The 20,071-nt window shown below is 72.4% G+C and carries 16 protein-coding genes and 1 pseudogene; 7 read left to right on the top strand and 10 right to left on the bottom strand.

What is annotated here, in order from left to right:
* Positions 1-21 precede the first annotated feature (21 nt).
* Together GA0070604_RS01810 and GA0070604_RS01805 are read right to left on the bottom strand one after the other, a co-directional pair.
* Positions 22-456: an ATP-binding protein gene (locus tag GA0070604_RS01810; protein ID WP_091126838.1), complete on the bottom strand. Its 435-nt coding sequence runs from the start codon at positions 454-456 to the stop codon at positions 22-24.
* A complete protein-coding gene (locus GA0070604_RS01805; RefSeq protein ID WP_091113090.1) occupies positions 456-812 on the bottom strand; it encodes an STAS domain-containing protein in 357 nt (118 codons plus the stop codon). Before GA0070604_RS01805 ends, GA0070604_RS01810 begins: the two co-directional genes overlap by 1 nt.
* Before the next feature lie 150 nt (positions 813-962).
* Here GA0070604_RS01805 and GA0070604_RS01800 point away from each other — a divergent pair.
* Together GA0070604_RS01800 and GA0070604_RS01795 are read left to right on the top strand one after the other, a co-directional pair.
* A pseudogene (locus tag GA0070604_RS01800) lies at positions 963-3,484 on the top strand (DEAD/DEAH box helicase).
* Positions 3,485-3,554: 70 nt separating this feature from the next.
* Entirely contained in the window at positions 3,555-4,133 is a 579-nt protein-coding gene (locus GA0070604_RS01795) for an LURP-one-related family protein (RefSeq protein WP_091113087.1), read from the top strand.
* 557 nt (positions 4,134-4,690) lie between these two features.
* Here GA0070604_RS01795 and GA0070604_RS01790 read toward each other — a convergent pair.
* The 7 genes from GA0070604_RS01790 to ssd all read right to left on the bottom strand — a co-directional run bounded on the left by GA0070604_RS01790 (position 4,691) and on the right by ssd (position 10,189).
* Complete coding sequence (locus tag GA0070604_RS01790) at positions 4,691-5,059, bottom strand: Rv3654c family TadE-like protein (RefSeq protein WP_244162143.1); 369 nt, start codon at positions 5,057-5,059, stop codon at positions 4,691-4,693.
* A 122-nt stretch (positions 5,060-5,181) separates the two neighbouring features.
* Positions 5,182-5,565: a TadE family type IV pilus minor pilin gene (locus tag GA0070604_RS01785; RefSeq protein WP_091126836.1), complete on the bottom strand. Its 384-nt coding sequence runs from the start codon at positions 5,563-5,565 to the stop codon at positions 5,182-5,184.
* Positions 5,566-5,696: 131 nt separating this feature from the next.
* Entirely contained in the window at positions 5,697-5,864 is a 168-nt protein-coding gene (locus GA0070604_RS01780) for a DUF4244 domain-containing protein (RefSeq protein WP_091062778.1), read from the bottom strand.
* Positions 5,865-5,887: 23 nt separating this feature from the next.
* Positions 5,888-6,625, bottom strand: a complete 738-nt coding sequence (locus GA0070604_RS01775) for a type II secretion system F family protein (protein ID WP_091113083.1) — start codon at positions 6,623-6,625, stop codon at positions 5,888-5,890.
* Positions 6,625-7,863, bottom strand: coding sequence for a type II secretion system F family protein (locus GA0070604_RS33240; RefSeq protein ID WP_244161708.1), 1,239 nt, complete (start codon positions 7,861-7,863; stop codon positions 6,625-6,627). Before GA0070604_RS33240 ends, GA0070604_RS01775 begins: the two co-directional genes overlap by 1 nt.
* Positions 7,864-7,880: 17 nt before the next feature.
* Complete coding sequence (locus GA0070604_RS01765; protein ID WP_091113080.1) at positions 7,881-9,089, bottom strand: TadA family conjugal transfer-associated ATPase; 1,209 nt, start codon at positions 9,087-9,089, stop codon at positions 7,881-7,883.
* Positions 9,086-10,189: a septum site-determining protein Ssd gene (gene ssd / locus GA0070604_RS01760; RefSeq protein ID WP_091113076.1), complete on the bottom strand. Its 1,104-nt coding sequence runs from the start codon at positions 10,187-10,189 to the stop codon at positions 9,086-9,088. Before ssd ends, GA0070604_RS01765 begins: the two co-directional genes overlap by 4 nt.
* Before the next feature lie 171 nt (positions 10,190-10,360).
* Between ssd and GA0070604_RS31555 the strand changes: the two genes are divergently transcribed.
* The 3 genes from GA0070604_RS31555 to GA0070604_RS01745 all read left to right on the top strand — a co-directional run bounded on the left by GA0070604_RS31555 (position 10,361) and on the right by GA0070604_RS01745 (position 13,808).
* Positions 10,361-10,573 (top strand): hypothetical protein, encoded by a 213-nt coding sequence (locus GA0070604_RS31555; RefSeq protein WP_141721205.1) that lies wholly within the window; start codon positions 10,361-10,363, stop codon positions 10,571-10,573.
* Positions 10,574-10,818: 245 nt separating this feature from the next.
* The gene (locus GA0070604_RS01755; RefSeq protein WP_141721204.1) at positions 10,819-12,384 is read left to right on the top strand and encodes a hypothetical protein; all 1,566 of its coding nucleotides are present in this window, start codon (positions 10,819-10,821) and stop codon (positions 12,382-12,384) included.
* Between the two features lie 617 nt (positions 12,385-13,001).
* Positions 13,002-13,808, top strand: a complete 807-nt coding sequence (locus GA0070604_RS01745; RefSeq protein WP_091113065.1) for an HAD family hydrolase — start codon at positions 13,002-13,004, stop codon at positions 13,806-13,808.
* A gap of 122 nt (positions 13,809-13,930) precedes the next feature.
* Here GA0070604_RS01745 and GA0070604_RS01740 read toward each other — a convergent pair whose 3' ends face one another.
* Entirely contained in the window at positions 13,931-14,677 is a 747-nt protein-coding gene (locus tag GA0070604_RS01740; protein ID WP_091113062.1) for a Fic family protein, read from the bottom strand.
* 230 nt (positions 14,678-14,907) lie between these two features.
* On the opposite strand from GA0070604_RS01740, the gene acs reads away from it, so the two are divergent.
* Together acs and GA0070604_RS01730 are read left to right on the top strand one after the other, a co-directional pair.
* Positions 14,908-16,899 (top strand): acetate--CoA ligase, encoded by a 1,992-nt coding sequence (gene acs / locus GA0070604_RS01735; protein WP_091113059.1) that lies wholly within the window; start codon positions 14,908-14,910, stop codon positions 16,897-16,899.
* Positions 16,900-17,133: 234 nt separating this feature from the next.
* Positions 17,134-19,926: an immune inhibitor A domain-containing protein gene (locus GA0070604_RS01730; protein ID WP_091113055.1), complete on the top strand. Its 2,793-nt coding sequence runs from the start codon at positions 17,134-17,136 to the stop codon at positions 19,924-19,926.
* Positions 19,927-20,071: the final 145 nt, after the last annotated feature.

Genomic DNA, 20,071 nt, shown 5'->3' with positions numbered 1-20,071 from the left:
GGCCTGCGACAAGATCTCGGGTCAGTGGCCGGCCGGCCACACCATCCGGACCTCGGTGCCGACACCCTCGTCGACCGGGCGCACCTGGAGGTCCTCGACAAAACCGGCGAGCAGGGCGAAGCCTACCCCGGTGGTCAACGCATCCTCGCTGAGCGACTCCTTGGCCAGCTCGTCCGGGGGCAGGGCGGCGAGACCGATGCCCGCCTCGATCGGCGCCCGGTCCACCACCCGGACCGAGTACGCCCCGCTGTCGGACATCTCCACCAGCACCGGATCGGACAGCCCGTACTGCCGGTGCAGGGCGACCGCGCGGGTGCACGCCTCACCGATCGCCAGGCGCACCTCGTCAAGCAGGTCCTCGCGTACGCCGGCCCGCCGGGCCACCGCGACGCCGACCAGGCGTGCGGTGCGGACGTGCACCGGGGCCGGCGAGAAGGAGAGCTTGACCGTCGCCATCACGCGCCGGCGCCGGTCGGGTCGGCGCCGACCGCCGCATCAACCGTGGGATGCAGCGGGAAGACCTGGTCCAGCGCGGTGATCCGGAAGATCTTGAGTAGCGGCTCCTTGTCGCAGACCAGGGCGAAGGAGCCATCCGCCGAGCGGAGCCGCTTCAGTGCGCCGACCAGCACGCCGAGGCCGGTCGAATCGAGAAAATCCACCCGCCCCAGGTCGACCACGACCCGGCGAGCGCCGCCGTCGATCAGTTCGAGGAGCCGTTCCCGCAGGCGTGGCGCGGTGTACACGTCCACCTCACCGCCGACCTCGAGCACCGTGTGCTCCCCCACGGTGCGGGTCGCCAGCGACAGCTCCATCGGCCCCTCCTCGGTAAGCTCTCCTGGGCATCTAACCATCTCCGCCGGAATGCCCGTGTTCACCGGCCGAGGCACCCTTTTACCCAGGCCCCCCGCATTTCATCACCCCGATTCGCGTTTCCGAAGGTGCAGGACGTGACCATCGACGGCATCAGCTCGGCGAGTCCGCCGCCGCGCCACGGCCTGACGCCCTCGTCCGGCGCCGGGTCCCCGCGCAATGGCTCCGGGCAGCCGCCGGCCGAGCTGCTGCGTCGGCTGCGCGCCCGGCACGCCACCGACCCGGTCACCCACGTCGAGCGGGTGCCGGCCCGCGCCGGCACGCCGGCCCCTGGCCGGCGTGGGTCCCCGCGGAGCTGCGGGCGGCGTTCGCCCGGCGCGGGGTGGACGCCCCGTGGCGGCACCAGGCCGAGGCCGCCGAGCTGGCGTACGCCGGGCAGCACGTGGTGCTGGCCACCGGGACGGCGTCCGGCAAGTCGCTGGCGTACCAACTGCCGGCACTGGCCGCGCTGCTGGCCGACCCGCGCGCCACCGTGCTCTATCTGGCCCCGACCAAGGCGCTCGCCGCCGACCAGTTACGCGCCGTCGCCGAGCTGGAGCTCGACGGGGTACGCCCGGCCTGCTACGACGGGGACACCCCGCGCGCCGAGCGGGACTGGATCCGCCAGCACTCCCGGTTCGTGCTGACCAACCCGGACATGCTGCACCACGGCATCCTGCCCGGGCACGCCCAGTGGTCCGGGTTCCTGCGCCGGCTAACGTACGTGGTGGTCGACGAGTGCCACACCTACCGCGGCGTGTTCGGCTCACACGTGGCGCACGTGTTGCGCCGGCTACGCCGACAGTGCGCGAAGTACGGCGGCCGTACCCCCGCACAGGCGCTCACTCCCACACAGGCGCGCGGCGGCTCGCGCCGCGGCACCGGTGCGGTGCCCGCCGGCTCGCCGGTATTCGTGCTGGCCTCGGCGACGTCGGGCGACCCGGCGGCGGCGGCCGAACGGCTCACCGGCCTGCCGGTCGCGGCCGTCACCGAGGACACCTCGCCGCGGGGCGGGGTGACCTTCGCGCTGTGGGAGCCGCCGCTGCTGCCCCCCTCATCGGCGGTCGAGGAGATCGCGGACCTCGCTCCGGTCCGGCGGTCCGCGCTGCGGGAGACCGCCGACCTGCTCGCCGACAGCGTCGTCGAGGGGGTCCGCACGCTCGCCTTCGTCCGGTCCCGACGCGGCGCCGAGGTGGTCGCCGCGAACGCCCGACGGTCGCTGGACGAGGCGGTGCCCGGGCTGGGTGACCGGGTGGCCGCCTACCGGGGCGGCTACCTGCGGGAGGAGCGGCGCGAGCTGGAACGCGCGCTGCTGCGCGGCGACCTGCTGGGGCTCGCCTCCACCAACGCCCTCGAACTCGGCGTCGACCTGGTCGGGCTGGACACGGTCCTGATCTGCGGCTGGCCCGGCACCCGGGCGTCGCTCTGGCAGCAGGCGGGACGGGCCGGCCGGTCCGGCGACGAGGCCCTCGCGGTGCTCGTCGCCCGGGACGACCCGCTCGACACCTACCTGGTGCACCACCCGGAGGCGCTCTTCGGGCGGCCCGTCGAGGCGACCGTGCTCGACCCGGCCAACCCGTACGTGCTCGCCCCACAGCTCGCCTGCGCCGCATTCGAGGCCCCGCTCACCCCGGCCGACCTGGAGCTCTTCGGGGCGGGAGCGAAGGAGGCGGTCGACTCGCTGGTCGGGGCCGGCGCCCTGCGGCAACGGCCCACCGGCTGGTACTGGCGGCACCGGGAACGCCCCGAGGTCGATCTGCGCGGCGAGGACGGGGCACCGGTCTGCGTGGTCGAGGCGTCCACCGGACGGCTGCTCGGCACCGTCGACGGCGGCTCCTCGCACTTCCTCCTCCATCCCGGCGCGGTCCACCTGCACCAGGGCGTCTCGTACGTGGTCGACTCGCTCGACCTGGCCGACGGGTGCGCGCTGGTGCACGCCGAGGAGCCGGACTGGTCCACCCATGCCCGGGACGTCACCTCGCTGTCCGTGGCGTCGGTCCGGTCGTACGTGGACGCCGGGCCGGTCGGGCTCTTCCTCGGCGAGGTGGACGTGACCAGCCAGGTGGTGTCGTACCAGCGGCGGCGGATCGCCACCGGCGAGGTGATCGACACCCGGCCGCTGGACCTGCCCGCCCGCGAGCTGCGCACCGTCGCTGTCTGGTTCACCCTCTCCCCGGAGTCCCTGGCGCTCGCCGGGGTGGAGCCCGCCGACGTTTCGGGCGCCCTGCACGCCGCCGAGCACGCCGCGATCGGCCTGCTGCCGCTGATGGCGACCTGTGACCGGTGGGACATCGGCGGACTGTCGACCGCCGTGCACCCGGACACCGAGGCGCCCACCGTCTTCGTGTACGACGGCCACCCCGGCGGGGCGGGCTTCGCCGAGCGGGCGTACGGGACGGCGGCGGCGTGGCTGCGTGCCACCCGTGACGCGATCGCCGAGTGCGGCTGCGAGTCGGGATGCCCGTCCTGCGTCCAGTCCCCGAAGTGCGGCAACGGCAACAACCCGCTCTCCAAGGCCGGTGCGGTCCGGGTCCTCGACGTGGTGTTGGCCAACCTGGCCGCGGCCGACGGCTCCCCCGGAGCACCGGGGACGCCGGCGGGCAGCGATCTCACCTCGCCCGAGCCGGCGGTGTGACGGGATCTGGGGCGTACGCCGAGCACCGAACTGTGCGAAACTCCGGCGTTCGTCAATCGAAGGAGATCTTGTGCAGCTCGACACTTTGCAGACCCAGCACCAGTTCCTCATCCGCCAGCGGATCCGGATGATGGTCAACCAGTACGAGGTCCACTCGGTGGCGCCGGACGGCTCCGAGGGCGGACTGCTCGCGTTCGCGCAGCAGAAGCGGCTCGCGTTCAAGGAGCAGGTGACCATCTACACCGACGACTCCAAGCAGACCCCGCTGCTCGGCTTCAAGGCCCGCCAGCGGCTCGATCTCGGCGCCACGTACGACGTGACCGACCACTCCGGCACCCCGATCGGTCTGTTCCGCAAGGACTTCGCCCAGTCGCTGCTGCGCTCCACCTGGCACGTCGAGCAGGCCGGCCTGCCCGCGATCACCGGACAGGAGCGCAGCCTCCCGGTGGCGCTGCTGCGCCGGTTCGTCGACTCGCTCTCCTGGCTGCCCTACCACTTCGACTTCGTGGCCGGCGGCCAGCCGGTGTTCTCGGTCGTCAAGAAGTGGGGCCTCCGCGACCGGTACCTCGTCGAGATCCAGAACCCGCAGATCGACCGGCGGTTGGTCATCGCCATGGCGATCGGCCTCGACGCGCTGCAGGCCCGCTGAGGCGTCCACCTCGGCGTTCGGTTGACGGTGGGGTCGGGCGGTCTGCTGGACCCAAAGCGCCCGACCCCTGACCGGGTCAGCGGGTGTGCGACCGGGGCGCCTCCGTCGCCGGCCAGCGCCGCGTCGGTGGCCGGCGGCGCGGTCCGTGGGCCGGACGGCGCGGCCCGTGGCCGGACGGCGCGGCCCGTGGCCGGACGGCGCGGCCCCTGGCCGGACGGCGCGGCCCCTGGCCGGACGGCGCGGCCCCTGGCCGGACGGCGCGATCCCTGGCCGGACGGCGCGATCCCTGGCCGGACGGCGCGATCCCTGGCCGGACGGCGCGATCCCTGGCCGGACGGCGCGATCCCTGGCCGGACGGCGCGATCCCTGGCCGGACGGCGCGATCCCTGGCCGGACGGCGCGATCCCTGGCCGGACGGCGCGATCCCTGGCCGGACGGCGCGATCCCTGGCCGGACGGCGCGATCCCTGGCCGGACGGCGCGGCCCCTGGCCGGACGGCGCGATCCGTGGCCGGCCAGGCGGCATTCGATGCGGACCGCGGTGCTGGCCGGCGTCGGTCAGCCGCGCACCGGACCGGCCCGGGACGTCGCGGTCGCGGTGCGCGCCAGCCCCGGCAACGGCGCGACCCCGACCTCCGCCGTGACCACGACGTCGAGCCCGTCGAGCCGGCAGGCCACCAGCCGCCCGCCGTTGGCGCGTACCAGTTCGCCGGCCCGTCCGCACGCGACGTCGTCGCTCTCGATCGCCCAGGCGGCGCCCGCCAGGGCCCCGAAGTCCGCCGCGTTCCGGGCCTGCTGCCGCGCCGTCCGGGCCGCGCCCAGCGCCGCGCCGAAGAGACCGACCAGCACGAACACGAGACCGACCGCGAGCAGGCAGACGGTCGCCCCGCCCCGGTCCGTCGCGCCGCCACCCGCCGCAGCCACCACGAGCGGCGGCTGGCCTGGCGGCCGCTCCGTCTTCGGACTGCGCGACCTGTCCCGGCGGCCCAGGTCGCCGATCCGCCGGCCGTACCGCCGCCGGGTGGTGCGGGCCGGTCGTCGATGGTTCCTCACGATCGTGGCCCCGGTGTACCGGGTTCGACGGCGGCCACGGCGGTGGCTGACACGGTGATCCGGGGCAGCCGCGCGCCGAGCGTACGGACCGGTGCCCGGACGGTCGCCATGACCTGGTCACCGGAGACGGTGACCGAGATGTCGGCCCCGGGCGGGGCGTGCCGAGCACCGGCTGTCGATCCCGGCTCACCGCGGGAGGCGGCAAGCACCGCCTCCCGAGCCGCGGCCAGACATCCGGCCCGCGTGGTCACCGCCTCGACCGCAGTGAGGCCGGCGACGAGCAGCAGAACGAGCGCCGGCAGGCCGGCCGCCAACTCAGCGGTGAACGAGCCCCGTTCGCCAGCGCCCCACGGCCGCCCCGAGGATGCGGCGGCCGTCACCCCCGCCCCGCGCGTACCCGCGGTGTGTAGGAGCGGCTCCGCCGGACGCGGCTTCGCGCCGGGCACGGCGGGCCGGTGCGGCGTTCCCGAGCCCGAAGCGCACCGACGGCGGCCGGCCCACCAGCGCCCGGTCACTTCAGCGCCCGGTCGATGACAGCGGTGAGCGCGGACTGCACGTTGCCGGAGGTGAGCACCTTCAGCAGGATGCCGGCGAAGGCCACCGCGGCCAGGGTGCCGACGGCGTACTCGGCCGTGTTCATCCCGGCGTCACCCCGCAGACGGGCGAGAAGTCTGCGCATGTCGTACTCCTTTCCTCGTGGGTTCACAGCACGTCGCCGAGGACGGCGACAATCACCGGCACCAGGCCGGCGAGAATGAAGGCGGGCAGGAAGCAGAGCCCGAGCGGCAGCACGATCAGGACGCCCGCCCGCCGCGCCGCCGCCTCGGCCGCGATCGCCCGGTCGGAACGCAGCTCGTCGGCGAGGCGGGTGAGGGCGCCGGCCAGCGCCGTACCGCTGTTGGACGAGCGGATCGCGTCGGCCACCAGGCGTTCGGCCCCGGCCACGGGATTCAGGTGGGCCCATGCCTCCGCCGCCGTTCCGCCGAGCTCCAGCGTCCGGCCCACCCGGCCGAGCCGGTCGGCGAGCGGCCCACCGAGCGCCTCGGCGACCGCCAGCACCGACCGGTCGACCGGCGCTCCCGCGCGCAGCGCCGCTGCCAACAGGTCGGCGGCGAGGGGCAGATCGGCGATCTCCCGGAGCCGTCGGTCGCGGGCCGCGCGCGGCTCCATCCGCCGGAGCACGCGGTCGGCGGCCAGGCCGGCCAGCACCCCGACGATCAGACCCGCCCAGCCGCCGACCACGACCAACGTGGCCAGCCCGGCGAGGCCCGCGCCGAGCCGAATCCGGTCCGGCCACCACGGTGGCCTGGTCCGCTCCGCCACCGTCGAGCGGGTGAGCAGCCGAAGCCGCCGCCCTGGTCGCCCGACCGGACCGGTCGTGGCGACCAGCAGCAACGCCGCCCCGGCCAGGCAACCCGCGGCCATCACCTGGCGGGACATCAGTCGTGCCGCCCCGGCGTCGCCCCGAGCCGTTCGGCCCACAGCAGGCCGCCGACTTGCAACGCGACGGCCGCGAGCGCGCTGCCACCGCCGACGGTCGTGTGCAGGAGCACGGCAACCGGATCCACGCCGATGGCGTAGCCGAGGCCGATGCCGCCGAGCGGCAGAGCGGCGAGCAGCCACGCGGTCGCCCGTGCTCCGGCGGCCTGGGCGGCAGCCGCGGCAAGACCGCGATCGGCGGCCCGAGCGTCCGCCTCCACGCGTTCGAGCAGCTCGGCCAGCGGCGCCCCGGTCCGATCGGCCAGCCGCACGGCGGCCCGGCCCAACCGGGCGATCCGGTGCGGGCCATCGGCGACGACGCCCTCGACCGGCAGCCCGGCGCGGAGATCGGCAGCGAGTGCGCAGAGCTGGTCCAGCTCGCGTCGGCGCGCCTGGTCGGCCTGCCGGCGGGCGCTCCGGCGCCGGGCCGCCCGGGCGGCGAGCGCCCCGTAGGCGGCCAGCACGATCGCCGCCACCGGCCCGCCGAGCACGGCTCCCGTCCCACCGCCCATCAGGACGGCCGGCAGCAGGCCGCGCCGGGACACCGCCACCCCCACCCGTTCCAGCAACCGTCCTCGCACGGCGACGCCGTCGGTCGGCAGCCGGGCCGGCCTCGGGGCAGCCAGCAGGCCGGGAACTCGGAACAGCCCGGTGACGGGACCACGCTGGACCTGGCCATCGGTAGGACCAGCCTGGCGCCGGTCACCGGTCGGAGCGCGGCGGACCTGGTCGACCGCCCGCGCGTCGGCCGAACCGCTGGCAACCGGCCCGACCGGATGGGTGCCGGGAGGCGCGCCGCCCAGCGTGTGCGCGGCCGGCCCGTATCCGCCCACCGCCGGATCTGCGGTGCCGCCGACCGACCAGGTCACCGCCGCGCCCGTCGAGGTCGGGCTGAGTGACAGGGCGGCCCGCGGCCGGCGCCCGCCCACCGGTACGGGCGCGGCGGCCGGGTGGGTGGCATCGCGACGGCCGGGTGGGCGGACCGGCGGCCGATCGGGGCTGCCGAGTTCCCCGCCCCGTCCGCCACCGGCCGTCGTGCAGGCTCCGCTGAACCGACGCCCATGCGCACGGCCGGCGACGTGGGGCCCCGACGTCGTCCGATCCCGGCCCGCTGGTTCGAGGACGGCACGCCGCCGGGCCCGACCGGCGCGCACCGGCCAGGCCACCGCCGCCGCGGCGGCGACCAAAAGCGCGGACACCAGCCAGCCCTGGAGGGTCACGACGGACCCGCCGAGCCCGGCCAGGCCGAGCAGAGGATGGGCGGGATCGTCACGTTCCGCTCCCGTAGCAGTGTGCCCAGCGGCCGGGCGGCGAGGCCGAGCCCGCGCCCGCGTACCCAGGCGGGAACCACGGTGACGAGCCGATCCGGCCCCTCAGGGAGCAGCAGGCTGATCGACTCCAGCACCCGCCCCTCGGCGGTACGCCGCATCTGCAGCAGGACCTGGAGCGCCGCGGCGACCTGGGCATGCAGGGCGGCCCGGGGCAGGCCGCCGAGCAGCCCGAGCGCCTCCAGCCGGGCCGGCACGTCCGTCGCGGCGTTGGCGTGCAGCGTCCCGGCGCCCCCGTCGTGGCCGGTGTTCAGTGCGGCAAGCAGGTCGACCACCTCCGCGCCCCGGCACTCGCCCACCACCAGGCGGTCGGGCCGCATCCGCAACGCCTGCCGGACCAGATCACTCAACCCGACGGCGCCGACCCCCTCCACGTTGGACGTACGCGCCTGGAGGCCGATCACGTGCGGATGCACGGGACGGAGCTCGGACGCGTCCTCGACGAGCACGATCCGTTCGGTCCCGGGCACCAGCCCGAGCAGCGTGTTGAGCAGGGTGGTCTTGCCGGAGCCGGTGCCTCCGGTCACCAGATACGCCAGCCGGGCCGTTACGACGGCGGCCAGCAGCGGCGCCACCGGCCGGGGGACGGTGCCATGGCGTACCAGCTCGTCGATGGTGAACGGCCGCTGCCGGAAGGTACGCAGCGAGAGGTACGGCCCGTCGATCGCCACCGGCGGCAGCACGGCGTGCAGTCGGGTGCCGTCGGGCAGCCGGGCATCGGCGTACGGGGAGGCGTCGTCGAGCCGCCGACCGGCGGCCGCGGTGAGCCGCTGTGCCAGCCGACGTACGTCGTCGACCGTGCCGAGCGGCACCGCCACCTGGTGCAACCCGCGTCCCCGGTCGACCCACACCCGGGTGCCGTTCACCAGCACGTCGGTGACCTGCGGGTCGGCCAGCAGCGGGGCCAGCGGCCCGGCCCCGACGAGATCGTGGTGCACCCGGTCGGCGATCCGCAGCAGCGCGGTGTCCCCGAGCACGGTGCCCGGCTCGGCACGTACGGCGGAGACGATGGCGGCGGGAGTGACCGGGGTGGCCGCCTCCGCGAAGCGCTGCCGGACCCGGACGGCCAGTTTCCCCGAGTCGGCCGGGCCGGTCACGCCGCGCCCCGCGCCGGTACGCCGGTCAGCTCGTCAAGAATCCGCTGGCAGAGCGCGGCGAGCGGCCCCTTCCCGGCGGCGGCCGGCGCCTCGCCTCGTTCCAGGCCCCGGCAGATCGCCGGCTCGGGGCGCAGCGTGCCGGCGAGTGGCAACCCGAGCGCCCGGGCCACCTCGCCGGCCTTGAGCCGACCCGGGGCCGGCCCGCGCACGATCACCGACAGGTCGGTGCAGTGCGGGGCGGCGACCGCCACCACCCGGGCCGCGGCGGCGGTGGCCCGCAGCTCGGCCGGTACGACCACCAGCGCCCGGTCCGCGGCCTGCAACGCGACGACGGCCGCGTCGTCCAGGTAGCGGGGCAGGTCGAGGACCACGACGTCCCGGCCCCGACGCGCGGCGTCGACGGTGGCGGCCATCGCCTCGCCGGGCAGGTGCAGCAGGTCACCCCGGTCCCAGGAAAGGACCACCAGGTCTCCCCGGCTGGGCAGGGCGCGGACGAGCGACGGTGGGTCGACCCGCCCGTCGGTGTCGGTCAGGCCCGGCCAGCGCAGCCCTTCCAACTGCTCCCAGCCGAGCACGAGGTCGAGGCCGCCGCCGAGCGGGTCGGCGTCGACCAGGAGAGTACGCAGCCGGGCCCGGGCCGCCGTGACGGCGAGCCCGCCCGCCAGCACGCTGGCGCCGGCGCCGCCCCGGCCGCCGAGCACCGCCACGACGCGCGCCGTGCCGGCGCCGGAGGCGTCACCCGCGCACTCGGCGAACCGGTCGACCAGCCACGGCTCGGCGGCGGGCAGGGTCGCGACGTGCTCGGCACCGATCAGCTCGGCGAGCTGCGTACCCGGGTCGAGGTGCCCGGAGCGGCCGACCAGCACCGTCCGGGGGCGGCGAGGTAACCGGGCCCGCAGGCAGGCCTGCGCCTGGTCGGCGCCGACGAGCACCAGCGGGGCCGGTGCCCAGCGGGCCCGGGCGGCGGCCGGATCGGCGGCCAACTCGACCTCGGTGCCGCCCGCCGCGGCGAGCCGCAGCAGTTCGTCGAGGAGTTCGCCGTCGGCGGTGACGAGCAGGGGAAGGCGGTGGTGCGGCGGGAGCGGGGTACGGGGCGGCATGGCGGCCTCCAGCGTTCGGACTCGGACGTGCCGCCGGGAAGCCTGCCGAATCGCCGCCCTCGCGGTCGTCGTTCCGCGCTCGCCTGTGGATGACGAACCGCGCTGTGGAAAAACCCCGCCGAGCAAGCTGATCTGCTACGAGCGGGCGAGCCTGCTCATCGATATCGCCCGATGGCGACCCTCGTCGACGAGCAGGTGCCGGCTGTCATCGCTTCGCTCTCGGAACCGGCCCGCATCAGGGCTTGCGGCTGCCTGGCTGCCGGACGCCTCGCTCACCGGACTTTCGACGAGAGCCATTTCGCCCGCTGGCGTCCACCGGCCGGCGGCGACAGCCGTTCGCGTTTGGGCTCGGCCTCGGCCACCGCCGTTGATATCAACGGCTGATCGGATTGTTAACCGCTGTCGGCCTCCTACCCGAGGAGGGGACCGGTCCGCGCCGACAAAGGCCTTCGGACGGCCTGCGGCATCCCGCACATTGCAAGTGGCTCCGCTGGCCAGTGATTACTGGTTCGGCAACCCCAGACACCCCGAACCAGAAGGCACTTCCCATTCCCGGCCAGCTCCGCGCACCACTCTTAACGAAGGCTGAAGGCTCACTGGCTACGCCGTTCTCAGGTATAGTGCCGCCCGTGATTGACTGGCGCGGACGCGGCACTCTGACTGCTGCCACAGCAATAGTCCTGGGTTGCCTCGGCGTGGGGTTCCGCGCATGGCTTACGGCGGCGGACGCGCCCCCCACAAACAGCGACGAAGCAACTTTCGGCTTGGCCGCATTACACATTCTACAGGGCAAGGACTTCCCAGCCTTCCTCTACGGTCAACACTACATGGGAACGCTCGAATCCTATGTTGCCGCACCCGTGATTTGGCTGAACGGCCCGACCACATCGGCACTGCGCGTTGGGCCACTGGCCTTTTACGCCCTATTCTTGATCGCGATGTACTTTCTGACCAGGCGACTCTTCTCGGCGAGAGGGCTCGCGCTCCTGGTGATAGGCCTGCTCGCCCTTGGATCGGACCGGGTCGTAAAAGATCGGATAATCGCGGACGGCTCTGCCGAGCTCGCAGCAATTACCGCATCTCTAATCCTTGTCACCTCGATCCTGGCGGCGCGCCGCGGTCGACGCCGACTCCTTCTTTTCGGCGCCTGGGGTTTCCTTGCGGGCCTCTCGCTCTGGGATCATCTGCTGATCCTTCCCTATCTCGCCTGCGGTGCCGTCGCCTTGGCACTAACCTGCGCCCGCGAGCTACGCGGCAAATATGGTCTCGTCGCGCTGGCCGGACTTCTGTTGGGCGCATCGCCTATGATCGCGCACAATCTCATGAGTCCCTTCAGGAACAACTCGCTGATGGTCCTCTTGCATCACAACACTGCTGGATCGGACGCGCCGCTTGTTGACCGCCTCCACGGCGGAGTCATGCTGGGTATCCCCTTGGCAACGGGCCTGTGCGATCCGAGCCATTGCAGTCGGTGGCAGATGCTGTGGGGACCCGCCTACCTGGCCTTACTGGTCATATCGGCAATAGTCGCGGTGCGGGCGTACAGGTCTGGATCCAGTCCTGACCGAGCGCGGGAACTTGGCGTACTGACCCTGTCCCTGGGCGGCATGATAACTGTTGTCTCTTATGCGAGGAGTCCGGCAGCCGCCGATACGCCCATCGAGAGCGCTCGCTATCTTGAGCTGCTGCTGGTTTCCCTCCCGGCAGCCATATGGCCGCTATGGCGACTTGGTTCGGCCAAGCTTCGAGTTGCTGGGAGAACGCTCGCCGTCGCTTCGGTAACCACACTCGTGGTGATGATGACCCACGCCACTGCGGCACTTGCGCAGCATGCTCTGAGCTACGCAGATCAGGCCAGCGAACAAAGAGACCTCCTGGCCGCTATCGACAGGCTCGGCATCACACGCTTCTATACTGAATACTGGACTTGCAACAGATTGATCTATGCAGCCGACGAACGAGTCATCTGCGCCGTCCTTCGGGACGATCTCCAGCCGGGACTAAATCGATATACCCCGTACCTGGATCTGGTCAACCGGGCGGAGGACGTTGCCTACATCGCGCCAGCTGGCTCGACCTTCGATCTGACCATCAGCAGGTATTTGAGCGACAGCGAACCGCAGGTTGTCGAAGCTGCTGGCTACCGCCTCTATTTGCCGGGCCGCCCCACCCACCCACCCCGATTCCTGAGCTGACCCCGCGCCGGGGCGCCACCCTGTCGGGCACGTTGCCGCGTCGAGGCAGATCGTGGCCCAAGCCGGACTCGACATGACAGGACCCCGGCCGCCGTCGACCCGCCCGTTCCCGGGGGACGTGCCACCGCCCGGCCCGGCAGGCCGAGCGGACCTTGACGGCTCGTACGGACGCCGGTGAGCCCGCGCCGGAAGAGGAGACGCCGGCGGATGCACCCTCGACGAGGACGAGGATGGCCGCTGACCTACTGCCGGGTAGCGCTCCCACAAAGGGACGACCCCCGTCGGGGGAGACGGGGGTCGTCGGGAGGTTCGGCTCCGGGGGGGTCGAGCCGAACCTGCTCAGCGGTCACGGGGGGTGCAACCGCCGAGGGCCTTCCGGCCGGCGAGAGGTGAACTCTCGTCGCGAGCACAAGCATGCCGCAGCGGACCGGTATACGTCGAGTGGTGTCGGCTCCACCCACCGCTAAATTGCGTTCAGAGAGTGTGATCGCCATCACGATCAGCAGAATGCCCCCGCGTCGGCCAGGTCGTCGCCGCAGGTTCCCACCCCGGGCGAAGCCGGCACGCCACCCCCAGGCACCCGCTCGCTTTCCTTCCTCGGGCTAGACTTTCGCGCCGTGGGCCGAGGTGCCGCTTTTTTCGATCTCGACAAGACCGTCATCGCCAAGTCGAGCGCTCTGGCGTTCGGTCGGCCGTTCTACCGGGACGGGCTGATCACTCGGCGTGACGTGGTCAAGTCGGCGTACGCGCAGCTGATGTTCCGGCTCGGCGGGACCGACGAGCAGACCATGGCCCGGACCCGGGACTACCTCGCCGCACTGTGCAAGGGCTGGCAGGTGGACCAGGTTCGCCAGATCGTCGCCGAGACGTTGCACGAGCTGATCAACCCCTACGTGTACGCCGAGGCCGCCGCCCTGATCGAGGAGCACCAGGCCGCCGGCCGGGACGTGGTGCTGGTCTCCGCCTCCGGCGAGGAGATGGTCCGGCCGATCGGGGAGCTGCTCGGGGTCACCGACGTGATCGCCACCCGGATGGCGGTGGAGGACGGCCGCTACAGCGGCGAGGTCGAGTTCTACGCGGCCGGTCCGAGCAAGGTCGACGCCGTCGGCGAGCTGGCCACCGAACGCGGGTACGACCTGGCCGACTCGTACGCCTACTCCGACTCGTACAGTGATCGGCCCCTGCTGGAGTGCGTGGGCCACCCGACCGCGGTCAACCCGGACCGCGCGCTGCGCAAGTTGGCCGTGGAGAACGCGTGGCCGGTGCTGGAGTTCCGGCACCCGGTCCCGCTCGGCCGGCGGCTGCGCGAGCGGCCCGCCGTGCCGGTCGCCGCCGCGGCCCTCGGCGTCGGCGTCGGCGTCGCCATCGGGATCGCCTGGTACGGCCGGCACCGCCGCACCCGCGCCGCCGCACCCACCGCCTGATCACGGGCGCCATCACCCGTCCGGCCCGCCGCCGAAGGGCGGCACTCCCCCAGGACACGTGGCGTCTGCGACTGTCCGCAGGCGGCGTTCTCTCCGAAAGGGCGCTGGCGTCGGAGCGACGTTCAGGAGGCGGCGAGGATCTCGTCACCGATGAGGGCGATCTGGTCCGCACCGATCTCGACCGCGGCCATGTAGTGGCGCAGCCAGGAGCGCAGCCCGTCCGGCGTACCGGTGGCGAAGGCGCCGGCCGAGCCGACGTACTCGGGTTCGCGCTCCCGATGGCCCACGTCGACGGCGACCAGCCCACGCGGGTCGAAACCGGTCGAGATCAGCACCAACCGGCCGGCGGCGCGAGCCACCACCCCGGACGGGCCGGCGAACGGGCGCAGGTTCAGCAGCTCACCGTGCACCACCGCGGCCAGCACCAGCGGCGGCACCTTCGTACCACCGGCGACCAGCCCGGCCAGCCCGTCGAGGCGCGCCGCGACCACCGGGTCGGCCGCCGGCCGGCCCAGTTCCGCTTCGGCGACGACGTCCCGGGCAGCGAGGACGTGCAGCCGGGCGAGGACCTGACGGGGGGCCTTCGGCCAGAGTTCACTCAGCCCGGGCAGCGCCCCGGCCACCCGTAGCGCCCCCTGGAGCAGCGGGTCGGTGACGGTGCCGGCGCGTACCTCTTCCCGCTCGTGTGCCCGGCCCTCCAGCGCGGCGCTGGCCACGGCGCTGCGCAGGCTGACCTCGGCGGCGACCTGGCCGCCGTGGCGGCGCAGCGCGCGGTGCCGGTGGGCCAGGTCGACCCGGTCGCGGGCCCGCTCGACGGCGGGCGCGATGTCGGCGAGCGCGAGCAGCGGGGCAAGCGGGTCGGTGGTCACCCCGCCACGCTATCGACCCACCGGCCGCCCCACCCCGCGCGCCCCCAGCTTGGGGTGTGAGAAGGGAACCCCTCTCTACCTGAGGCGTTAACAAGGGGCCCTTCCTTACAACTCGGCGCGTGCTGGGGGCCGCTGGGCGCGCGGTGACGGAACAGGCTGTCGCGGGGTTGCTGCCGCGCGACTAACCTCAGCGACGTACGAGACGCAGGTCACGCGACGAAGGAGCACGCATGAGCGAGGCATTGGCCAACTTGCTGAACGAGACGCGCCAGTTCCCGCCGCCGGCCGAACTCGCCGCGAACGCCAACGTCAAGGCCGACGCGTACGCCGAGGCGGAGCGCGACCGGCTGGGCTTCTGGGAGCGCCAGGCCGACCGGCTGACCTGGGCGAAGAAGTGGGACCAGGTGCTCGACTGGTCGAAGGCCCCGTTCGCCAAGTGGTTCGTGGGCGGGCAGCTCAACGTGGCGTACAACTGCCTGGACCGGCACGTGGAGGCCGGCCGGGGCGACAAGGTGGCGATCCACTGGGAGGGCGAGCCGGGTGACACCCGCACCCTCACCTACGCCGACCTGCACAAGCTCACCTGCCAGGCGGCGAACGCGCTGACCGAGCTGGGCGTGGTCGCCGGCGACCGGGTGGCGATCTACCTGCCGATGATCCCCGAGGCGGCGGTGGCGATGCTGGCCTGCGCGCGGATCGGCGCCACGCACAGCGTGGTCTTCGGGGGCTTCTCCGCGGACGCGCTGACCAACCGGATCCAGGACGCCACGGCCAAGGTGGTGATCACCGCCGACGGCGGTTTCCGTCGGGGCAAGCCGTCGGCGCTCAAGCCGACCGTCGACGAGGCGGTGGCGAAGTGCCCGTCGGTGGAGCACGTGCTGGTGGTGCGCCGGACCGGCGAGGAGGTCGCCTGGTCGGCGAAGGACCGCTGGTGGCACGAGACGGTGGAGACCGCCTCTCCGGCGCACACCGCGCAGCCGTTCGACGCCGAGCACCCGCTGTTCATCCTCTACACCAGCGGCACCACCGCCCGCCCGAAGGGCATCCTGCACACCACCGGCGGCTACCTGACGCAGACGTCGTACACCACGCACGCCGTCTTCGACCTCAAGCCGGAGACCGACGTCTACTGGTGCACCGCCGACATCGGCTGGGTCACCGGCCACTCGTACATCGTCTACGGCCCGCTCTCCAACGGTGCCACCCAGGTGATGTACGAGGGCACGCCGGACACCCCGCACAAGGGCCGGTTCTGGGAGGTCGTCGACAAGTACAAGGTCACCATCCTGTACACCGCGCCGACCCTGATCCGCACCATGATGAAGTGGGGTGAGGACATTCCGGCCGGGTACGACCTGTCCTCGCTGCGGCTGCTCGGCAGCGTCGGCGAGCCGATCAACCCGGAGGCGTGGATCTGGTACCGCCAACACGTCGGCCGGGGCGAGCTGCCGGTCGTGGACACCTGGTGGCAGACGGAGACCGGCTCGATCATGGTCTCGCCGCTGCCGGGGGTCACCGAGGCCAAGCCGGGTTCGGCGATGGCCCCGCTGCCGGGCATCGTCGCCGACGTGGTGGACGACCAGGGCCAGTCGGTGCCGAACGGCGGCGGCGGCTACCTGGTGCTCCAGGAGCCGTGGCCGTCGATGCTGCGCACCATCTGGGGCGACGACAACCGGTTCATCGAGACGTACTGGTCGCGGTTCGGTGCGGGTGCCGCCGGCGGGGAGGGCGAGTGGGTCTACTTCGCCGGTGACGGCGCGAAGAAGGACGACGACGGGCACATCTGGCTGCTCGGCCGGGTCGACGACGTGATGCTGGTGTCCGGGCACAACATCTCCACCACCGAGGTGGAGTCCGCCCTGGTCAGCCACCCGTCGGTGGCCGAGGCGGCGGTGGTCGGCGCGACCGACCCGACCACCGGCCAGGCGATCGTGGCGTTCGCCATCCCGCGGGGCAACGCGGAGACCTCCGGCGCGGCCGGTGAGCAGCTCATCACCGACCTGCGCAACCACGTGGCGAAGACGCTCGGCCCGATCGCCAAGCCGCGGCAGATCATGCTGGTCCCCGAGCTGCCGAAGACCCGCTCCGGCAAGATCATGCGCCGGCTGCTGCGGGACGTCGCGGAGCACCGCTCGCTCGGCGACGTCACCACCCTGCAGGACTCCTCGGTGATGGAGCTGATCTCCGCCGGCATGGGCGGCGGCAAGTCCGACGAGGACTGACGTACGTCGTAACGCGGCGGTGGGTGACGGCCCCAGGGCCGTCACCCACCGTTGTTTGTCCGCCACCAAGGTCGGAAGTTCGGTGGAGGCGCAACGGGCTGAACGGCCAGAGGGCGAAATCACCCCTGTCGGTGAGGGTCCCTTGTCCCTTAGGTTCAGCGACATTGGACGGTTGACGATCTTCGCTACAACGTTGACCGTCCGTTTTCCTCCCATGCCGACGAACGGAGTGGCATGCACACACTTCCGCAATCCGGGTCACGCAGACGCCTACTCGTCGCGCTGCCCGCCATCGCCCTCGCGGCCGCGTCACTGACCGTGACCGGTAGCGCGGCCGCCCAGACGTCCGGTCCGGCACCGGCCACGATCGGGGCGGACGAGTACTACATCAACTACGCCGAGCCCGAGGTGCAACCGGACACCGCGGGCAAGGAGGTCAAGGGCAAGGACGGCATCTTCACCTCGCCCGGCGACGAGGCCCGGGCCTACGACCGCAAGTTCGCCGGCGGCAACCCGGTGACCGCGCGGGAGTTGGCCAAGCTCGAGGCCAAGGCGATCAAGACCGGCCAGAGCCCGCGTAAGATCAAGCAGGCCAAGAGCACCCAGACGGCCAAGCTGCTCACGCTGCTGGTGGAGTTCAACGACGAGGCCAATGACGACTTCACCAACGTCATGGTCCCCAACACGGTCTTCGACGACCGGACCTGTGTGCCCGGCACCGTCCAGAACGGGCCGACGCACAACAACATCGCCGACCCGGCGACGCTGTCCCACAAGGACAACAACTCGATGTGGGTGCCGGACTTCTCGTCCGAGCACTACAACAAGATGCTCTACACCAAGGAGGGCATCACCGAGCGGGTCCGGACGGACCTGACCGGGCCGGACGGCAAGCCGGGTGTCAGCCTGGCCGGCCGGACCATGCACAACATGTACCTGGAGATGTCCAAGGGCGCGTACACGGTCGACGGGCAGGCCAGCCCGTGGATCAAGCTGCCGCACTCGGAGGCCTGGTACGGCGCCAACCGCTGCACCAAGGACGACAAGGGCAACTGGGTCCCCGGGCGTGAGCAGTCGATGAACGGCCACCCGGACAACCCGCTGGGTGCGGCGCGGCTCGCCACCGACGCGATCGACGCGCTGGCCAAGATGGACCCGAACTTCCCCTGGGCCGACTACGACATCGAGGACCAGGCGGACCGGGACGGGGACGGCAACTACAACGAGCCGGACGGCGTCATCGACCACCTGGTGCTGGTGCACGCCGGCAAGGGCAAGTCCAGCGGCGGCGGTGACCAGGGCGTCTACGCCATCTGGGCGCACTCCTCGTCGGTCGCGGGTGGTTACACCATCCCCGGCACCAACCTGAAGGTGTCCAACTACATCGTGCAGCCGGAGGACGCCGGCGTCGGCGTGTTCGCCCACGAGTTCGGGCACGACCTCGGCCTGCCGGACCTCTACGACACCTCGGGCAACGCCGACTCGGACGTCGACTTCTGGGACCTGATGGCCTCGGGCTCGCACTCCGGTGAGATCTTCCAGGCCCTGCCCACCCACATGGGCATCTGGGACAAGTGGGTACTCGGCTGGGCCGACCCGCTGACCTTCAAGCCGGGTAGCAACGGGCACGCGGTGCAGCTCGGCCAGACCTCCCGTACGCCGGTCGGCACCGAGGACGGCATCAAGATCGATCTGCCGGACAAGGTTGTCAAGCTGGCGGAACCGCACAGCGGCGCGAACATGTGGTACAGCGGCGCCGACCAGCACTGGGCCGACGTCAAGCTCAGCCGCGAGGTGAGCGTCCCGGCGGCCGCCGACGCCAAGTTCTGGATGTGGAACAACTACATCATCGAGGAGGACTGGGACTTCGGCTTCGTCGAGGTCTCCACCGACGGCGGTGCGACCTGGGCCGAGCAGAAGGTGTACGACGAGTCCGGCAAGCTGGTCACCACCAACGACGGCTACGGCGACCCGAACGGGCGGATGGCCGACTACGGAGGCAAGAAGTACGGCCTCAGCGGTGACACGGAGGGCTGGCGCCACGACTACATCGACCTGTCGGCGTACGCCGGCAAGACGGTGCAGGTGCGGCTGCGCCTCGCCACGGACGCGGCGTTCGAGGAGCGCGGCTGGTTCGCCGACGACTTCTCGGTCACCGGCGGCGGGGCCACCACCTGGAGCGACGACGTCGAGGGTGGCGCGAACGGCTGGACCCAGACCGGCGGCACCTGGACCGACACCACCGGCGCGGGCTGGCACAACGACCCGGGCACCCAGGTCAAGGCGCAGTACTACCTGGCCGAGTGGCGCAACTTCGACGGCTTCGACAACGGCCTGAAGTACACCTACGACACGACCTACTCGCACGACGCGTGGAAGGTCGAGAAGGTCGCCTACAACGCCCCGGGCATGCTGGTCTGGTACCGGGACACCATGCTGGGCAACGTCAACCACGTCACCGGCCAGATGACCGCGCTGCCGAGCTACGGCGCCAAGGGCGGCCTGCTCATCGTCGACTCGCACTTCGACCCGCTGCGCCGCACGGGCGTGGCGGCCAGCAAGGACCCGTCGACGCTGAAGAACCTGCCCAGCCGTCCGCAGTCGTCCAACGCGGCCTTCTCGCTGAACCCGACGTACCCCTTCCGGGAGTGCCTGGAGGCGGCGGGCGAGCCGTACAGCGAGTACTGCACCAACTACGGTTCCCAGGCTCCGGTGCCGGCCTTCACCGACGCCAAGGGCTGGTACCCGGGCATCGAGATCCGCGACGGCGCGGCGTACGCCCGGGACAACGACGCCTCGGTGGTGCTTCCGTCGAAGGAGAACGCGCCGTACACCACCCGCGTGGTGAACCCCGACGGCACCCCGGCGGCGGAGTACTACGGGGCGACCCTGAGCGGTGGGGCCATCGTCCTCGGCACCGGTAACCCGGGTGACGCGGGCGTCGCCTACGGCGTCTCGATCACCATCAAGCGGGCCGCCAAGGACAACTCCTACGCCACGGTCTTCGTGACCCCGGCAAGGCGGTGACCTGACCCGCTGTAGCGGATCGGGTACCCCGGCGGGGCCCGTCCTGGAGCGCACTGCTCCGGACGGGCCCCGTCGCTCGTTGTCCGCCGATGTTCCACCGGAGAGCGAGGCGTGACATTTCTGTGGTTCCCGGCGCTCCCCTTGG

Origin of the sequence: Micromonospora eburnea, assembly GCF_900090225.1 — a bacterium.
In the GTDB taxonomy this organism is placed as follows: Bacteria; Actinomycetota; Actinomycetes; order Mycobacteriales; family Micromonosporaceae; genus Micromonospora; species Micromonospora eburnea.
Note: the sequence above shows the minus strand (reverse complement) of the source record. Positions and strands in the feature narration are given on the sequence as shown.